Source organism: Bacillus alkalisoli (assembly GCF_002797415.1).
GTDB classification, from domain to species: domain Bacteria; phylum Bacillota; class Bacilli; order Bacillales; family Bacillaceae_I; genus Bacillus_CD; species Bacillus_CD alkalisoli.
Genome location: NZ_KZ454944.1, coordinates 2,143,715 through 2,161,850, shown reverse-complemented (window position 1 = coordinate 2,161,850; position 18,136 = coordinate 2,143,715). Strand labels below are relative to the sequence as shown.

Genomic DNA, 18,136 nt, shown 5'->3' with positions numbered 1-18,136 from the left:
TGTATTATTTTGCTTTTCGAAATTAATATCGGGTGATATAATTCATTAGATTAAATGGCCTTAAAATAAGGGAGATATAAATAATGAAACAAGCACATTCATATAGAGAAAGACTTTCTATTTTTGCAAAGATATTGGTTCCTATTTTAGTGACACAACTTGCCTTATTTTCGATGAGCTTGTTTGATATTATGATGACGGGAAATGTGAGTGCTAGTGACTTGGCTGGAGTGGCGATAGGATCGGGTCTTTGGGTACCTATTTATACAGGTCTTAGCGGTATTTTACTTTCTGTAACTCCGATTGTTGCACAACTGATTGGAGCGAAAAAATCTTCAGAAGTTCCTAACTCCGTTATTCAAGGTGTGTATGTTTCCATAGCGATGGGCTTAGTAGTCTTTATTGTTGGCGCACTTGTACTTAATCCAATATTAAACGGGATGAATATTGAGCAAGAAGTAAGACATGTAGCTAAGTATTATTTAGTCGCTCTTTCATTTGGTATATTTCCTTTGTTTACTTATACTGTTTTTCGTAGTTTTATGGACGCATTAGGACATACGAGAATTACGATGATTATTACTTTACTCTCCTTGCCTATTAATATCATACTTAACTATATTTTAATTTTTGGTAAATTTGGTTTACCTGCTTTTGGTGGTATCGGGGCTGGAATTGCATCAGCGATTACGTATTGGATTATTACACTTTTATCTATTAGAATCATTTTGAAGTATGAGCCGTTTTTACCTTATAAAATTTTTGATAAATGGTATCCATTTATTTGGTCAAAGTGGAAGGAAATTTTATTAATTGGTATTCCTATTGGTCTTTCCATTTTCTTTGAAACGAGTATTTTTTCAGCCGTGACATTACTAATGAGTACCTTTGACACGGTAACGATTGCTTCTCATCAAGTAGCATTAAACTTTGCTTCCCTTTTATATATGGTTCCTTTAAGTATTTCAATGGCATTAACGATTTTAGTTGGCTATGAAGTTGGTGCCAAAAGGTTGTCAGACGCGAAACAATATACAGTTTTAGGTGTTATTTCAGCCGTCATTCTATCTAGTGTATGTGCTATATTTTTGTATTTTTATAAAGAAGAAGTTGCTTCGCTTTATACGAATGACCCAGAAGTACTTGCACTAACAACAGTATTTTTAATATACGCGATCTTCTTCCAACTATCAGATGCGATTGCTGCACCAATTCAAGGGGCACTTCGTGGATATAAAGACGTAAACGTTACGTTTATTATAGCGCTTGTCTCTTACTGGTTTATCGGGTTGCCATTCGGGTACCTATTAGCAAATTATACGAGTTATGGAGCTTTTGGATATTGGATAGGATTAATTAGTGGCTTAGCTGCCGGGGCTATTGGGCTTTCCTTACGCTTACGTTTCTTACAGAAAAAATATGAGAGAAAATTTGCTTAATAAAAAATGAGGACTTTCATTAAAGAGTCCTCTTTTTTTTGCTATTTTTTATCTACAAAAAGCAGTAATAAAGTTGCTAATGGACCTAATAGTAAAGATAATAGAAACCAGTTAAGGCCGCTTCGATTCTTTCCTTGAGCAAGTCCGGCATTTATTAACATTAATGTGCCCCAACCTACGTAAAATCCACTATCTATCATGATTCCATCACTCTCCTCTATAATTTAATATGCTGATTTAAAATCCATATACCATTTTGGAATTGGTGATGAAAACGTTTCTTGGTCATTTATCATGTTCTGCAATCTTATCAACATCTCGTCCACTAATTGAGGTGTTACTTTTACAGACCAGACGATAGACGGAACTATTATCATTGCAATATACAAATTATAAAGTTCCCAAAAATGATTTGGTACATTATTTTCATAGTACCCGTCAATTTGTCCAACAGAAAATGGCACACTCACCTCTCGGCTAAATTGTCCTAACTTATAAAAGTCATGAATAGGATCACCAATATCAAATCGGTTAAAATCGATAACACCGGCATACTTATTGTTTTCTATAATTATATTATTAACTTGAAAATCATCATGCTGTATAGATATGGGTCTTCCTATTATTAATGACAAATTATCCATAATAAATGTATGAATCTTATCCATTCCTTCTAATCGTACGTTACTATCTTGGTATTGTGACCAATACCTCTCGTACTTGCTTTTTCGCTCTTCATACCAATTCATTGAATGATTGGGCTTAATAGTATGTATTTTTCTCAATTCTTTTCCTGCTGAATAGCCAATATTATATTGTTCTTCAACGGATAGTCTTGGTAATACTTCTGATGCATCTAACCCTTTTATGTAAGAAAACACGGACAAACAGTAGTCATTGTGTTTACGAAATATAATGGGCTCGTTTGTTTTTACGTTTTGATTAAAGGCTTGAACATGAACATTAAATTCTTTTTCTTTTCTAGTAAACTCCTTTGCATCAGCTAACTTAACAAGAAATTCTCTTTTACTTTTGGTAGTAACAACATATTTTTTATCAGAAGAAAATCCTTTCTTAATTTCGGATACCGATATAATACTTTCATTTGTACTTTCTTTAATAATAGTTTCAAAAAGATTATGCAATGTAAAAACCTCACAAGTTTTAATAGTAGAGTAATAAATATTCTATATAATGATTAATTCTCCTTTTTAAAAAGATATAAAAATGCAGGATAGGAGACGAAACATCCTACCCTGCATATTTGTTAATAGTAATTCAGAAATTCTTAATTATTTTCCAATAAACATTTGTGTCCAGTAGTTACCTTCTACGTGTCCTACTCCAATGTGTGTAAAGTTCCCGTTTAGAATATTTGCTCGGTGACCTTCTGAATTCATCCATGCTGTCACTACTTCTTCTGGGCTTCGTTGGCCCATCGCGATGTTTTCACCTGCTGTACGATAAGAGATTCCAAATTGTCTCATCATGTCAAAAGGTGAGCCGAACGTAGGACTTGTATGAGAGAAATAGTTGTTTTGCTTCATGTCTTTTGATTTTTCACGAGCTACTTTACTTAATTCTGTATCAAGATTTAACGGACTTAAGCCATGTTTTGCACGTTCCGCATTCGTTAGTTCCACCACTTTTTGTTCAAAAGCACTTACAGAATAGCCAGGTTGTTCTTGTTTCGGCTGTTGGGCTGGTGGTTGTGGTGTTGGAGCTGGTTGAACTGGAGCTGCTGGTTGCTCTTGCTTCGGTTGTTCCTTTTGAGAATCTTGTTTTGGTTGTTCCTTTGGAACTTCTTGTTTCGGCTGTTCTTTTTCAACTGGTGCAGGAGTTACTTCTTGTGGCTTTTCTTCCGGCTGTTTTGCTTGTTCTTCTAGTTGGATTTTAACAGCTAGACGCTCTTCTAATTCTTTTATATAAGATTGGAAGAATGCTTGTACATCCTCATTATTTTTAAAGAAAGTAATATTTTTCGTATAATGTAGCTTTGTTTGTACTGGTTGAGCTGCTTCCGCTTTAGATGCAGATATACCAAGTGGAGCTACTGTTACAATAGTAGTTGCTGCAATTACAGATAAGATTGACTTCTTTGAAAACTTGATCATGTTGCTTCCCCCTTAAGGTCATTTCATAGAGTGTGTGTTGCTACAAACTAATCATAGCATGGACTCTTTGTAATATTTGAGGAAGAAACTGGTATTGACTTTATTTTTACAATAATTGTTTTATGTTTTCCTGTTTTTGGAGGAATTGAAGTGCTAATTAACTAATTTTACATTAAGAATTTTCTATTAATTTTGCATAATACCATTTATTTCATCATAATAATTCTTGACACCCTCGAAAATTGGCATTTTATATTACAAAAGGTCAAATATCGTTACATTTTTTACTGTTATATGATGATTGAACATAGGTGATAGATTATTTCGTTTTATTGATCAGTTACCAAATTAACAATCCTTAGTGGCTCAGCGGAAAGGAACGAATAAGATACTTTAAATAATATATTTATAGAACTAAGAATAAGTAAACAAAAGAGAGACCTTAGATGGTCTCTCTAGAAATTAATTTTCAATCCATGTAAACATGTAGTTTTTATCTTCTACACCGTGAGCTTTCTTAACTATTTTTAATGGTTTGAATGTATCGATCATAACTGCTAGTTCTAACGTTTCTTTCTTTCCGATGCTTGCTTCTGTTGTACCAGGATGTGGACCATGAGGAATACCAGATGGATGTAATGTGATAGACCCTTCTTTAATTCCTTTACGGCTCATGAAGTTTCCTTCTACATAATATAGCAGTTCATCAGAGTTCACGTTACTATGATAGTACGGTGCTGGTATCGCTTCTGGATGATAGTCATATAGACGTGGAACGAACGAACAAACGACAAAATTGTGACCTTCAAACGTTTGGTGAACCGGTGGTGGCTGATGTACTCTTCCTGTAATTGGCTCAAAATCTTCAATGTTGAACACCCACGGATACAAATAACCATCCCACCCTACAACGTCTAATGGATGATGACCTAGGATGTGTGAATGCATATACCCACGAGATTTGGTGATAACTTCGAACTCACCTTTTTCATCATACGTTTCAAGCGTTTCTGGTCCACGGAAGTCTCTTTCACAGAAAGGACTATGTTCTAACATTTGTCCGTACTCGTTACGATATCTTCTTGGAGTGGTAATTTGACTGAACGATTCAATAAATAAGATTTTCGTATCATCGTTCGGAATCACACGATAAATAGTACCGATTGGAATAATAACATAATCTCCAGGGCGATACGTAATCGTACCAAACATTGTCTCTACTTTTCCTGTTCCGAAGTGAATGTATAATACTTCATCTCCATCACCGTTTCGATAATAGCTTTCCATTGGCTCCGTAACGTAGACCGTACCAATTAATAAATCACTGTTACCTAGTAAATACTCCCTTGCTTTTAGGGCATCTCCTTTTGTTTCAATCGCTGTTGTTAAAAGATGACGATGATTTAATGGAGCCTCCGCTTGTTCTTCGTATTCTGGTAGATAGCTTCCTAGTACAGTAGACTTTACTACCTCTGTTGGTAAATAGTGATGATAAAGGATAGATTGTGTACCGGAGAAACCTTTTGTCCCCATTACTTGCTCTCTAAATAAACTTCCATCTTCTTTTTTAAACATCGTATGGCGTTTATGTGGAATTTTTCCTAATTGACGATAAAACATAGGTTCACCTCTTATACTTGTATTGTATTTTTCAACGTACCTAATTCAGTAATCTCTAACTCTACAACATCTCCAGGTTGTAGCCATCTATGAACATCTGTTCCAATTTCAAGAATACAACCAGTTCCAACTGTTCCAGATCCAATAATTTCGCCAGGATATAAAGTGACTCCATCAGAAGCTCGCTCAATCATTTCCGCAAAAGAATAATATATATCTTTAAAGTTTCCTTCTGAAAGTAACTTTCCATTCACCTTTGCAGTCATCGTTAAATCTAAGCCTTTACCAGATTGATAAGTTGCTAGATGCTCTTTCGTCACGATATAAGGACCGAAGCTTGTTGCAAAATCTTTACCCTTCGCAGGACCTAAGCCTACTTTCATTTCTTTTGCTTGAAGGTCTCTAGCACTCCAGTCATTCATAATACAGTAGCCAAAAATGTATTCTTCCGCATTTTCTACTTTAATATTTTCTCCTTCTTTTCCAATCACACATGCAATCTCTAGCTCATAATCTAGCCATTCACAATTTGCAGGACGTTCAATGCTTTCGTTAGGACCTTTAACTGCTAAATGATTCGTAAAATAAAAAACAGGTATCTCGTACCATTCAGGAACTACATCCAATCCTCTTCTGCCTCTCGCTGTTTTAACATGCTTCTCAAAAGCATAAAAGTCACGAATGCTCACGGGTCGCTGAATGGGTGCTAATACTTCTACACTATTTAAATGGTGCATAGACAATTGAGCTGAAGGAGAAAGTAAGCGGTCCACTTCATGTTTATTCTGATCATAGTTTTGAATAAAATCTAATAAATTGTTTGGTAGTTTCCCATTAGAAGATTCGTGCATATCCACGACAAATTCCCCGTCTAGCCAACCAGCAGTAACAAAACCATCTTGTTTTTTAAACGATAATAATTTCATTGAATTAACCCCTAGTTGTTTTTCTAATTAATTCGAACATATCCGTAGTACTTCGAGTATACAGGTTACCTGTCATTCTCCCTACCGGATTAAGTTTTTTTGTATCAATTTTTCCTTCATAATAAATGTCATCATCAATATGAACTATTTCGACTTTACCAATCACTAAGCTACCTGCACCAGGCTTATCACCAAAATGTAACACCTCTTGTAAGGAGCATTCTAATTGAACTTTGCTTTCTTTTACTCGTGGTGGCATGACAACTAAACTCTCTTCTTTTGTGAAGCCTGCTTCCACAAACTCATCAACATGTTGTTCAAAATCGGTTGCGGTGATATTCATTCTTTCGACGATATCTTCACTTACAATGTTTATAACAAATTGCTTTGTTTCTTCTATATTAATTAGTGTATCTTTTTTCGATCCGTCCGAACCTCTTCTCATAGGTGAAAAACATACAAGCAAAGGATCTGCACAAATAGCAGTAAAAAAACTAAAAGGAGCAATATTCGTTATTCCTTCTTGGTCAATAGAGGAAACTAATGCGATAGGACGAGGTAATATCGATCCGACGATTAGTTTGTATGCGTCTTGCCATTCTAATGTGCTAGGATTAACATTCATTGTTATACCTCTCCTTTCTCACTTAGCTGTTTGAACACATTCATAAAGAATGCATTATCTTCTTTTGAGCTAATGGTTACCCTAATAGTATATGGAAACCCAAGTAAGGTACCTGCTCTAACAATAATACCGTGCTTTAACAAAGCTTCCGCAGCTAAGTCCCCACGTTGTTTCGTATGAATCATGACAAAGTTTGCTTCGGAAGGAAAGTAACTGTAGCCAAGAGCGGTTAATTCTCTTTCGAAAAATTGTTTGCCATCGAAATTCTTCTGAACACATTGTTTCATATATTCTTGGTCTTCAAGTGCTAAAATGGCTGCCGATTGTGCAAGTTTATTAACATTGAAAACTTCTTTTACTTTTGTTAATTCTGTCGCAATAATAGGATTCATAATTCCATATCCTACTCTTAATGCAGCAATTCCATATATTTTAGAAAAAGTACGTAAAATAACGAGATTAGAATACTTATTCAATAATGGACGTGATTGTAAGTAAGAGTTACTTGTTGCATATTCATAATATGCTTCATCTAACACTATTAAAATATCGTCTGGAACTTGGGACAGAAAGGAAAGAAGATTTTCTTTTTCTACAATAGTTCCTGTCGGATTATTCGGGTTACACACAAAAATCATTTTTGTATTTTCGCCAATAGCAGAAAGCATACCATTTAAGTCGTGTACACCATCAACTAACGGAACAATAACAGGCTTACCACCCTCAATTAATACATTTGTTTTATAGCGTGGGAACGTAATGTCCGCCATGATTGCTTCTTCGTTTTGATTTAGATAGGCACGAATTAATAGGCGAATGATTTCATCTGACCCATTTCCGATAAATAATTCATTAGGTTGAACAGATAAATAGTTCGCAAGCTTTGTTGTAAGTTCAGTTGCACTTCCATCTGGATATGCATATAAGCTATCTAATTGCTCTACTAACTTCTCTTTTATTAACGGAGAACATCCAAATATATTTTCATTTTCAGCAAGTTTATAAGCTTTTTCAAAGCCATATTGCTTTTGAACATCTGCAAGGCTTTTGTTTAATGGGTATGCTTGAATTGTGTTTAAAATCTCTCTTGTTTTTACTTTGACAGTCATCTTAGTCCCCCAAATAATTGAAAAATTTCTTAAAAAAGAGAGGACTATTGGCCTCTCTTTTCTAAAAAGCTTATAGATTACCTCGTAATTCTTGCTCGCGTTCAATAGATTCAAATAGTGCTTTGAAGTTTCCTTCTCCGAACCCTCTTGCACCTTTACGTTGGATAATCTCAATGAACAATGTAGGACGATCTACAACAGGCTTAGTGAAAATTTGTAACAGATATCCTTCGTCATCACGGTCTACTAAAATGCTTAACTCTTTTAATTTAGCAATCTCTTCATCGATTTCTCCAACACGCTCAGATAACATGTCATAGTACGAATCTGGAGTGTTTAAAAACTCAATACCATTCTCTTTTAACATACCAACTGTATGAACGATGTCTTCTGTTAAAATAGCAAGATGTTGTACGCCTGGACCATTGTAGAAATCTAAGTATTCTTGAATTTGTGATTTGCGTTTGCCTTCTGCTGGCTCATTGATTGGGAACTTAATTCTTCCACCGTTATGCATTACTTTAGACATTAATGCTGAGTATTCTGTTGTAATGTCTTTATCAGAGAAGTGTTTTAACTCTTTAAAGCCCATTACCTTCTCATAATATTCAACCCATTCTTCCATCTGTTCAACGTTACCAACTACATGGTCAATTCCGATAATTCCTGTTTCTTGGCAAGGAACAGTATTTGTATATGCTTTGAATCCAGGTAAGAAAGGACCTGAGTAGTTAGATCTCTCAATTAATGTGTGAATAGTGTCACCATATGTACCGATAACCGCTTTTTTTACAGTTCCGAACTCATCAGAAAGTTCAACTGGTGGCGCAATAGCAATAGCTCCACGGTCAACTGCAGTGTTGTAAGCCTTTTCAACATCAGTTACTAAAAGAGCGATATCTTTTACGCCATCTCCATGTTTTTTTACAAACTCTGCTACTCTAGTATCTTCTTTATAAGATCCAGTGATTACTAGGCGTACATTTTGTTGTTGAAGAACATAGGAAACTGATTCTCTGTTTCCAGTTTCAAGTCCTGAGTAAGCAACTGGTTTAAAGCCGAAAGTTGTTGTGAAGAAGTGGCTAGTTTGTTTTGCGTTACCAGCGTAGATTTCTAAATAGTCTACATCGTTTACTGGGAAAAAGTCTTCTACTTCGTTTAAAGTTGTTACAGCTTGTTGTTCTGTCATTATAATTCCTCCTTGAAATAAAAATTATAGTACTAACTGTTGATGATAGCCCGAGGTACTCGCTTTCCGCGGGCGGTGAAAAGGAAGGTTATTTTCACTACCGTGAAAAACCCTGCTTCTCGGCGCACGGCGCCTGTGGGGTCTCCCATGTTCCGCTTTTCCCGCAGAAGTCTCGCACCTCGTGCTATCATCAACTTTTATTGGTAAATATCTTATCAACAATAACATTTAACACTCCACTCTTACGGAAAATAATTATCGAAAAAATACAACTTTTCTGAATTAACTATAGTATTTTTTTAAGGTTTTAATCAAGAGTGTCGTTTAAAGCGTAAATGCTTTGACGCGACAAAGAGATTATTAGGTGGTTCAAGCGTTTACCTTTTCTCTTTGTTTGCTTGGTGGTTTATGAATAGCCATTCCAGTTAAGTCTTCTATACTTTCTAACATACTTTCGTTAAAGCTTGGATGTGGATATAGAGGGAAAGCGAGATCCTCTTCTCTTCCTACCATTTCTAAAGAAAGAACGCCAGCTGAAATAAGTTCTACTGAACCAGTGCCGATCATATGAACTCCGAGTAACAGGTCCGTGTCTTCTTCACTTACTATCTTTACAAAACCTTCTTTTTGGTTTGTAATGGTTGCATAGCCATTACTAGCAAGTGGAAATTGGCTAGTTTTTACGTTGTATCCTTTGTTTATCGCTTCTTCTTCCGTAAAGCCAACAGTAGCAATAGGTGGTACGCTGTGTACGACATTTGGAAGAAACGTTAAGTCTACTTCTGATGATTTTCCTGCGATTGTTTCAGCTGCCACTTTTCCTTGTTTAATAGCTTTTACCGCAAGTGCCTCTCCTTTTGTTACATCTCCAATGGCATAAATATCATTTACATTTGTTTGACATTGTTTATTTGTCTCAATGTAAAGACCATTCTCATCTAAAAGGATTCCAGCTCTTTCGATACCTAGATCATCAAGGTTTGGCTTTGCAACTGTCGAAACATAAAGGTGAGAACAAAAAAGTTCTTCTCCCTTTCCGTTTGTATTAAATACAATGTGTGTGGAGCTACTACCTGGTTGCGCTTCGATAATAGTTGTAGATGGATATACTTTCACTTTATTTTTCTTTAGCAGTCTAGTTAACTCTCTGTTAATGGACGAATCAAAGGAAAAATCTGACTTTCCTTCCTCCATCAGAAGCACAACTTTTGAGCCGAAAGAAGAGAACGTGAAAGCAATTTCCAATGCCGTACGATCACTACCATAAACAATTAACTCTGTTGGTATTTCTTCTAGCAAGTAAATGTCAGTTCCAACAACTATTCTATTGGAAGTTAGTAAGTTTTCAATTTTAGGCAGTCTTTTGCTTCCTGTTGCAATGATCGCTTGTTCAAATTTGTACGTATCATATTGATGGCCATTTTCTACCCCAATTTTATTGGAGGCAAGAAACATGGCATCGCCTTTTATAATTTCAACACTATTTGATTTACACAATGCTTCAATGCCTTTTCTTAGTTGATTCATTGTTTGTTGTTTATGTTGTTGTAACCCTAGGATATTAAAACTAGGTTCAGGAATATCGATGCCTAAATTTTTTAATGACGGGATACTTTTAAGTTGTCCTGCTGCATGTGTAAACACTTTAGAAGGAATACACCCTTCATTTAAACATACTCCTCCTAAAAGGTTTTTCTCGATGATGGTTACTTGTTTTCCTAATTGAGCGGCTCTAATAGCAGCATGATACCCACCGGGACCGCCACCAATAATAACTACTTCTCTTTCTTGTGTAAGTTCACCAACTACCATTTATACCAACTCCAGCATTAGTAGATTAGGCTTCTCTATTAAACTACTAAGTTTATTTGTGAACGCAACGGCAGTGGCACCATCTGCAACTCTATGATCAAAAGACATAGAGATATTCATCATAGAACGGACGACTATTTCATCTTGGTCGTTTACAATTGGTCTCTTCTTTGTTTTATGAAAAGCAACTAGCCCAACTTCTGGGGGGTTAATAATAGGTGTCGCTCCTATACTGCCCCCAAGAGGACCGACATTACTAATGGTAAACGTACTGCCTGTCATTTCTTTTATCGTTAGTTTGTTTTGTTGGGCTTTAGCTGTTAACTCTTTTAACTCTTCATGTATTTGAGTTAATGACTTCTTCTCAACATTTTTAATAACAGGAACAATCAATCCATCTTCTGTATCAGTAGCAATACCTATATGGTGTTCATCGTGTAAGTGGATTAATTCTTCTTTTTCTATCAATGTAGCATTAAAAATAGGATATTCTTTTAAAGCAACCGAAATAGCTTTAATAAAATAAGCTGTCGCGGACACGTTCATATTCACTTGTTTCCAGTCTGTACGCATAGAAAGAAGGTTTGTTACATCAATCTCTTCGTAATGTGTACAGTGTGGGATGGAATATAATGACTGTGCCATTTTTTGTCCTATTTGTTTGCGACGGCCTCGATATGGAATAACATTAGGCTTTATATTTTTTTCTTCCAAACTTGCTGGAGGTTGAGGGGCTTCTATTGGTGCCGTTGCTTCCGTTTGAATTTGGATATCTGGGTTCTTTATTTTTTCATAAGCTGCTTTTACATCTGATTCTGTTATTCTACCGGCAGGGCCTGAACCTGTAATTTCATTTAAATCGACACCAAGTTCTCTTGCGATTTTTCTCGTAAATGGTGCAGCCATTGTACGCTTTTCAGACTTTTCGATATGTAACACTTTATTTTGCATCTTGGTTTCTGAAAGTGCGCTGCTCCCTTCTAGTTTCGCCGGTTGCTTAGATGTAGCTTCTATTGTTAATAGAATACTGCCAACTGGTACGCATTCTCCAGTTTGTACTTTTAATTCTTTCACGGTACCTGCTGTAGGTGCAGGAATTTCGGCAACCATTTTATCTGTTTGTACTTCTACTAAAGGCTGATCAGGTTTAACTTCGTCTCCTGGCTTTACAAAGAAAGATAAAATGTCAGCTTGCGTCATTCCTTCACCAATATCATGAAGAATAACTTCAACCATATAAAATCACCTCCAGAATCTAAAAATTAATCACTTTTTCAATTGCTTTTATAACACGTTCTTTAGTTGGTAAATAATAATCTTCAAAGCCGAAATATGGTACTGGAATATCAAAACCAGCTACAAGTTCTGCCGGTGCTTTTTGATATAAAAAGGACGTTTCGTTAATAGTAGAAAGTATGTCGTTTGCGACACTTGTTGTTGGATGTGCTTCTTGCACGATGACAGTTCTACCAGTTTTTTGAACCGATTCTGCAATGATTTCGGAGTCAATTGGATATAAACTACGTAAATCAATCACATCACAAGATACGCCATGTTTCTTCATTTCTTTAGCTGCTTGCATAGCGACCGGTACCATAGCTCCCCAAGCAATAACTGTTACATCGTCCCCTTCAACTAACTTCTTCCCTTTTCCTATTTCTACAACGTATTTTCCTTCTGGTACTTCTTCTCTAACTGAGCGATAGCAACGCATTGGCTCAAGGAATAATACAGGATCTGGATCTTCGATTGCAGCAATAAGTAAACCTTTAGCATCATAAGGGTTGGATGGACAAACTACTTTTATGCCAGGCATATGAGTAAACAGTGCTTCCGTACTATCAGAATGAATTTCTGGTGCTCTTACACCTGCGCCATATGGAGCGCGGATAACCATTGGAGATGAATAATGTCCCATTGTTCTAGCTCGCAGGCGAGATGCATGTGTCATTATTTGCTCGTAAGCAGGGTATATGAACCCTAAAAATTGAATTTCTACTACAGGTCGAAAACCATTTGCTGCCATACCAATTGCAGCACCTAAAAAACCTGCCTCACTTAGTGGTGTATCCATTACTTTTTCTTCCCCGTGCTTCGCTTGAAGTCCATCTGTAGCACGGAAAACACCGCCGTTTACACCAATATCTTCACCCATTAACAATACAGATTCATTCTCCGTAAGCATAACATCTAAACCGTCTGTAATGGCTTGGACCATCGTTAATGTTTTCGTCTTAGTTACAGTTTGCATTAGTTCCCACCTCGCAATACTTGAAGCAATTCATTTTTTTGCTTTTCAATTCCCGGTGTTAGTTTTTCGAAAGTATAGTTAAACATGTCAGCTGGGTCTGCCTTAGGATAAGATTCCATATCAACAATTGCTTGATCGATTTCTTCGGAAGCTTCGTTTTCAAAATGTTTCTTTTCTTCTTCATCAAACCAATTCATGTTTTTCAAAAATCTTTCCAGGCGCAGTATTGGATCTTTCTCCATTCGTCTTTGATCGCTCTCAGATTGATCACGATATTTTGTTGGATCATCTGCTGTTGTATGAGCGCCATATCTCCACGTTACAGCTTCGATTAAAGTTGGGCCGTTTCCACTTCTTGCATTTTCTAATGCTTCGAGCGTATGAAAATAAACAGCAAACACATCGTTTCCATCAAGGCGCATCCCATCAATATCGTATGCCAATGCTTTTTGGGCGATTGTTTTTGTTTTCATTTGCTTTTCTATTGGGACAGAAATTGCGAATTTATTATTTTGATTGAAAAATATTACAGGTGCATTTAGGACAGATGCCATGTTTAAACCTTCGTGGAAGTCTCCTTCTGAAGTAGCACCATCCCCGAAGTATGCGATTGCTGCATTAGTAGTTCCTTTTCTTTTCTCAGCGTATGCAGCACCTACTGCATGCGGCAATTGTGTCGCAATTGGGATACCTGGTGGAAAAACGTTTTTCCCTTCTGGTGGAACACAACCTTCGTTTCTACCATTCCAGAAAAGTAAAATATTTAATAAGGAATGACCAAATGTCATCGTTGCACCGTGGTCACGATAAGACGGGAACATCCAATCGCCACTATGTAGTGCAAGTGCACTTCCAACTTGGGAAGCTTCTTGTCCTTCGTATGGAGCATACGTTCCAATTCGTCCTTGGCGTTGTAAGCTGATCGCTTTTTTATCAAAAGTGCGAATTCTTATTAAGTGTTTATAGAAATGAAGAGCTAATTCTTTTGTGATCTTTTCTTTATAGGCTTCATTAACGATATTGCCGTTTTCATCGACTATTTGTTTGATTGGGAAAGTGTTTTCCACTAATGAACACTCCTTTATACACGTACTGACCATTTAGGTCGTTTAGAATGAGAGAAGAAACTATTTCTTCTACTTCTTGCTTCCATTCTTTGTTCACAGAACGTATTAGCTGCCTCAACTGTTGTTGTACCGCTTCTTTCCGCTTCCAAGTAAACGTTTTGTAATGTTTGATAAATTGCTTTTGTTTTTCTTAATACACGTTCCTTGTTTGGCTCATATAACTCATCGGCTACTTGTATTAGTCCACCAGCATTTACAATATAATCAGGTGCATAAAGAATACCTTTTTGTTGTAGCATTTTCCCATGGTTTAAATGTAAAAGTTGATTGTTTGCAGACCCTACTACGGACTTAACTTTTAGTTGATCGATTGTTTGGTCGTTTATGATTCCGCCTAATGCACACGGTATAAAAACGTCTGCATTTGTAGAGTAAATTTCATTCCCACTTAAAACTTTAATACCTGCTCCCAGCTTTTTTGCTTTTAGAACAAGCGTATCAATTGCTTCTTGGTTAATATCACTAACATATAGGTCAGCACCTGCATGTAGTAACTGTTCTGCAACCTTGGCACCAACTTTTCCTAAACCTTGGATTGCATATGCTTTACCATGAAGGTCTTCAGAGCCCCATAAAGCTAGATTCGTAGCTTGAATACCGTAAATAACACCTTGAGCAGTTGGAACAGATGAATCGCCACTTCCACCATATACTTCATCAACTCCAACGATACAGTTTGTTTCTTTTAAAGAATGAACAAAGTCTTCTGGAGTCGTCCCCATATCTGTTCCTGTATAAAATCTACCATTCAATGAATCTACAAATTGTCCGAATGCACGGAAGAGTTCTGGACTTTTATCTTTTTGGGGATCTCCGATAATTACCGCTTTACCCCCACCAAAGTCTACATCTGCAGCAGCACATTTATAAGTCATTCCTTTAGAGAGGCGTAGAACATCTTCTAGTGCAGCATCAACAGAACTGTATGGTTGCATACGGCAGCCGCCTAATGCTGGGCCAAGTGTTGTGTTATGTATGGCTATAATGGCTTTTAAACCAGTTGCTTCATCGTTACAGAAAACTACTTGTTGATGTTCCGCGATTTTCGTAAACATATCCATTTGATTCCCCCCTAATTCATGAGAAAGCGTTTCCATTTGTTTCATCATTATCACCCTTGTTATCTATTTTTTATTGCTATTAACCGTGAATTAGTTTCTTTATTTTTTCTTTTGGTAAAATAACTTGCTTAACTTCTCCAGAACCTACTAGTTTTGTACCATCAAATATTTCGACAGTAGTTATAACAATATTCCGATTTTTTTCTACAAGTGTAGCCGTTATTTTTAATGTGGATCCAATTTTGGAGGGGGCAATATGTTTCACATTTACTTCTGCTCCCATTCCCTCTTCTTGTTCTTCTAAGAAAGGGAGAATTATTTTTCTAGAGGCCCATTCCATATGGTATACCATCATAACGGTTGAATAGACAGGATGCACAACTACCCCTTCGAATTGTGCTACCATTGATTCGGTTACGTTTACTGTGAGTGTTTCTTTGTATCCTTCTGTTAAACCATCTTTCAAGGTATCACCTACTAAGCAATTTATATGACGCTTATTTAACGTAATGATAACATTTCGTAAAATAACCCGTCAATAAATTGTAACAATTTTATAAATAATCTACCTATTCGGTTATTTACAAAATAATTATGTGAACTTTGTATTCGGTACTAATAGTTGATATTATCTGTAGGTGTTCGCTTTCCGCGGGTGGTCTCGGAAGCCTCCTCGGCGCGCGGCGCCTATGGGGTCTCCCTTGACGCACTTTTCCCGCAGGAGTCTCACACCTACAGCGAATATCAACTAATTTATGGAATAGATTAATTTTTTCTTTCTTAATATGTTTGATAATCTGCTAAATTTCCTTAAACAAGGCTGTGTTAAAGCTTAGTGTTGATATTTATGTACTTACCTGTTTATTTCCGTGCAAGGCTGAGACTCCTGCGGGAGGAGCTAGCCGCTTGACCTAGACATGCCCGCGGAAAGCAAAGCCTTGCACGGAAATCAACAGCAACCTTTAACATAGCCTTAAACAAAAAAGGTAATTTAGAAATTTTTTCTAAATTACCTTTAAGTATTATGATAATAATGCTCGGTCGCTTGCTAGTTGGGTGCCTCGGATGCGTTGGAATTCTGCTAGGAGACGTTCGATTGTTAATGTTTTCTTTTCTTCTTCATCTACTTGCAATATGATTTGTCCTTTGTCCATCATGATGAGACGATTTCCTAAATCTAGTGCTTGTTGCATGTTGTGAGTAACCATTAAAGTTGTTAATTGGTATTTATCAACAATTTCTTTTGTTAAGTTTGTTATTAATTCTGCTCGTGCGGGATCAAGAGCTGCCGTATGCTCGTCAAGCAATAAAATGGCAGGTTCAGTAAATGTAGCCATTAATAATGATAATGCTTGTCTCTCCCCACCAGATAAAAGGCCAACTTTAGCAGTGAGACGGTTTTCCAAACCTAAATGCAGTGATTCTAGTACTTCTTTAAAAAACTCACGTCTTTGCTTTGATACACCGAACCTTAATGAACGTGTTTTATTGCGAGAATAAGCCATAGCTAAATTTTCCTCAATTGTCATTGTCGGTGCCGTACCTGCCATAGGATCTTGGAAGACACGTCCGATAAGCTTTGCACGTTTATGTTCAGCTGTAAAAGTAACGTTCTTATCCGCAATTACAACGGAGCCTGTATCGGGTGTTAAAGCACCGGATATCATGTTCATTAGTGTGGACTTTCCAGCACCGTTACTCCCAATAATGGTGACAAAATCACCTTTGTTTAGTGTTAAATTAACGTGGTCCAATGCTATTTTTTCATCTAATGTACCTTCATTAAATACTTTATTAATCTGTGTTAAATGTAACATTTTCCTCCTCCTTTCTTTTCGGAGGTAAAGCTTTTAACTGTAACATTTTTTGTTTCTTGCGTTTTCTATCCTTATAGCCATCTATTAATTTAGGGGTTACAAGCGCAAATATTACGATCATAGCTGTTATAAGTTTCATATCCCCTGTTTCTAAAAATTCAACTCTTAATGCAAAAGTTACAACGATACGGTAAATAATTGCCCCACCGATAACGGCAAGTGTCGTACGCGCGATTGTTTTTGTTCCAAACAATGCTTCACCGATAATAACGGAAGCTAACCCGATTATAATCATCCCGATACCCATTCCGACATCGGCAAATCCACTATATTGTGCAATTAGTGCACCAGAGAAAGCAACCATTGCATTAGAAATACCAAGACCTAATATAACTAGTCCATTCGTATTAGCGGAGAAACTACGAATCATTCGTTTGTTGTCCCCAGTTGCTCTAACAGCAAGACCAATTTCTGTTTTTAAGAACAAGTCTAAAATAATTTTTATAGCTAACGTGACAATGAGCATTAAGAAAATGATAGACCATGTTCTAGGTGTAAAAGCGCCTAAGCCAACTGAGGTTAATAAGTTGTTTAAGAACGGATCAATTCCTGTACTTGCCCAAAAACTTCTAATATGGGTAAATAATGTGTCACTATTAAGTAAAGGTACATTGGACCTACCCATAATTCTTAGATTGATAGAATACAAGGCAATCATCATTAAGATACCAGATAATAGCGCATTTATTTTTCCATATGTATGTAATGCACCTGTAATACAACCGGCTAAAAAGCCTATAAACATTGCTACGATTGTAGCATATAAAGGGTTGACACCGTTTACAATCATGGTTGCAGCAACCGCCGCACCTGTTACGAAACTACCATCTACAGTTAAGTCTGGAAAATCAAGGACCCTAAAGGATAAGTACACCCCTAGGGCCATGATTGCGTAGATGATTCCAGCTTCTAAAGATCCAAATATAGCAACTGACATGTAGAATCATCTCCTTTTTTAGTGATTAGTGATCGGTTAGCTGTTAGCT

Annotated in this window: 17 protein-coding genes; 1 reads left to right on the top strand and 16 read right to left on the bottom strand. The window is 36.6% G+C overall.

Going from position 1 to position 18,136, the window contains the following annotated elements; translation table 11 throughout:
* The first annotated feature begins 83 nt into the window (after positions 1–83).
* Complete coding sequence (locus CDZ89_RS10735; protein ID WP_096154446.1) at positions 84–1,439, top strand: MATE family efflux transporter; 1,356 nt, start codon at positions 84–86, stop codon at positions 1,437–1,439.
* A 41-nt stretch (positions 1,440–1,480) separates the two neighbouring features.
* Here CDZ89_RS10735 and CDZ89_RS19680 read toward each other — a convergent pair whose 3' ends face one another.
* The 16 genes from CDZ89_RS19680 to CDZ89_RS10660 form a co-directional block, all read right to left on the bottom strand.
* A complete protein-coding gene (locus CDZ89_RS19680; RefSeq protein WP_157842721.1) occupies positions 1,481–1,639 on the bottom strand; it encodes a hypothetical protein in 159 nt (52 codons plus the stop codon).
* A 24-nt stretch (positions 1,640–1,663) separates the two neighbouring features.
* On the bottom strand, positions 1,664–2,584 hold the full coding sequence (locus CDZ89_RS10730; RefSeq protein WP_157842720.1) for an aminoglycoside phosphotransferase family protein: 921 nt from the start codon (positions 2,582–2,584) through the stop codon (positions 1,664–1,666).
* 147 nt (positions 2,585–2,731) lie between these two features.
* Positions 2,732–3,553 carry a CAP domain-containing protein gene (locus CDZ89_RS10725; protein ID WP_096154444.1) on the bottom strand — a complete coding sequence of 274 codons (822 nt, stop codon included), beginning with the start codon at positions 3,551–3,553 and terminating at the stop codon, positions 2,732–2,734.
* A gap of 462 nt (positions 3,554–4,015) precedes the next feature.
* Entirely contained in the window at positions 4,016–5,173 is a 1,158-nt protein-coding gene (locus CDZ89_RS10720) for a homogentisate 1,2-dioxygenase (RefSeq protein ID WP_096154443.1), read from the bottom strand.
* Positions 5,174–5,184: 11 nt separating this feature from the next.
* A complete protein-coding gene (locus CDZ89_RS10715; RefSeq protein WP_100333686.1) occupies positions 5,185–6,099 on the bottom strand; it encodes a fumarylacetoacetate hydrolase family protein in 915 nt (304 codons plus the stop codon).
* Between the two features lie 4 nt (positions 6,100–6,103).
* A complete protein-coding gene (locus tag CDZ89_RS10710) occupies positions 6,104–6,724 on the bottom strand; it encodes a flavin reductase family protein (RefSeq protein ID WP_096154441.1) in 621 nt (206 codons plus the stop codon).
* A 2-nt stretch (positions 6,725–6,726) separates the two neighbouring features.
* Positions 6,727–7,833, bottom strand: coding sequence for a histidinol-phosphate transaminase (gene hisC / locus CDZ89_RS10705; protein ID WP_096154440.1), 1,107 nt, complete (start codon positions 7,831–7,833; stop codon positions 6,727–6,729).
* A 70-nt stretch (positions 7,834–7,903) separates the two neighbouring features.
* A complete protein-coding gene (gene hppD, locus CDZ89_RS10700; protein ID WP_096154439.1) occupies positions 7,904–9,022 on the bottom strand; it encodes a 4-hydroxyphenylpyruvate dioxygenase in 1,119 nt (372 codons plus the stop codon).
* Positions 9,023–9,391: 369 nt separating this feature from the next.
* Positions 9,392–10,834: a dihydrolipoyl dehydrogenase gene (lpdA, locus tag CDZ89_RS10695; RefSeq protein WP_096154438.1), complete on the bottom strand. Its 1,443-nt coding sequence runs from the start codon at positions 10,832–10,834 to the stop codon at positions 9,392–9,394.
* The gene (locus tag CDZ89_RS10690) at positions 10,835–12,070 is read right to left on the bottom strand and encodes a dihydrolipoamide acetyltransferase family protein (protein ID WP_096154437.1); all 1,236 of its coding nucleotides are present in this window, start codon (positions 12,068–12,070) and stop codon (positions 10,835–10,837) included.
* A 19-nt stretch (positions 12,071–12,089) separates the two neighbouring features.
* Positions 12,090–13,085, bottom strand: a complete 996-nt coding sequence (locus CDZ89_RS10685) for an alpha-ketoacid dehydrogenase subunit beta (RefSeq protein ID WP_100333685.1) — start codon at positions 13,083–13,085, stop codon at positions 12,090–12,092.
* Positions 13,085–14,152 (bottom strand): pyruvate dehydrogenase (acetyl-transferring) E1 component subunit alpha, encoded by a 1,068-nt coding sequence (pdhA, locus tag CDZ89_RS10680; protein WP_096154435.1) that lies wholly within the window; start codon positions 14,150–14,152, stop codon positions 13,085–13,087. Before pdhA ends, CDZ89_RS10685 begins: the two co-directional genes overlap by 1 nt.
* A 14-nt stretch (positions 14,153–14,166) precedes the next feature.
* Positions 14,167–15,273 (bottom strand): Leu/Phe/Val dehydrogenase, encoded by a 1,107-nt coding sequence (locus tag CDZ89_RS10675; protein ID WP_096156936.1) that lies wholly within the window; start codon positions 15,271–15,273, stop codon positions 14,167–14,169.
* A gap of 79 nt (positions 15,274–15,352) precedes the next feature.
* Positions 15,353–15,739 carry a thioesterase family protein gene (locus CDZ89_RS10670; RefSeq protein WP_227521494.1) on the bottom strand — a complete coding sequence of 129 codons (387 nt, stop codon included), beginning with the start codon at positions 15,737–15,739 and terminating at the stop codon, positions 15,353–15,355.
* 556 nt (positions 15,740–16,295) lie between these two features.
* A complete protein-coding gene (locus tag CDZ89_RS10665; protein ID WP_096154434.1) occupies positions 16,296–17,090 on the bottom strand; it encodes an ABC transporter ATP-binding protein in 795 nt (264 codons plus the stop codon).
* Complete coding sequence (locus tag CDZ89_RS10660) at positions 17,068–18,087, bottom strand: ABC transporter permease (protein ID WP_096154433.1); 1,020 nt, start codon at positions 18,085–18,087, stop codon at positions 17,068–17,070. Before CDZ89_RS10660 ends, CDZ89_RS10665 begins: the two co-directional genes overlap by 23 nt.
* Between the last annotated feature and the right edge of the window lie 49 nt (positions 18,088–18,136).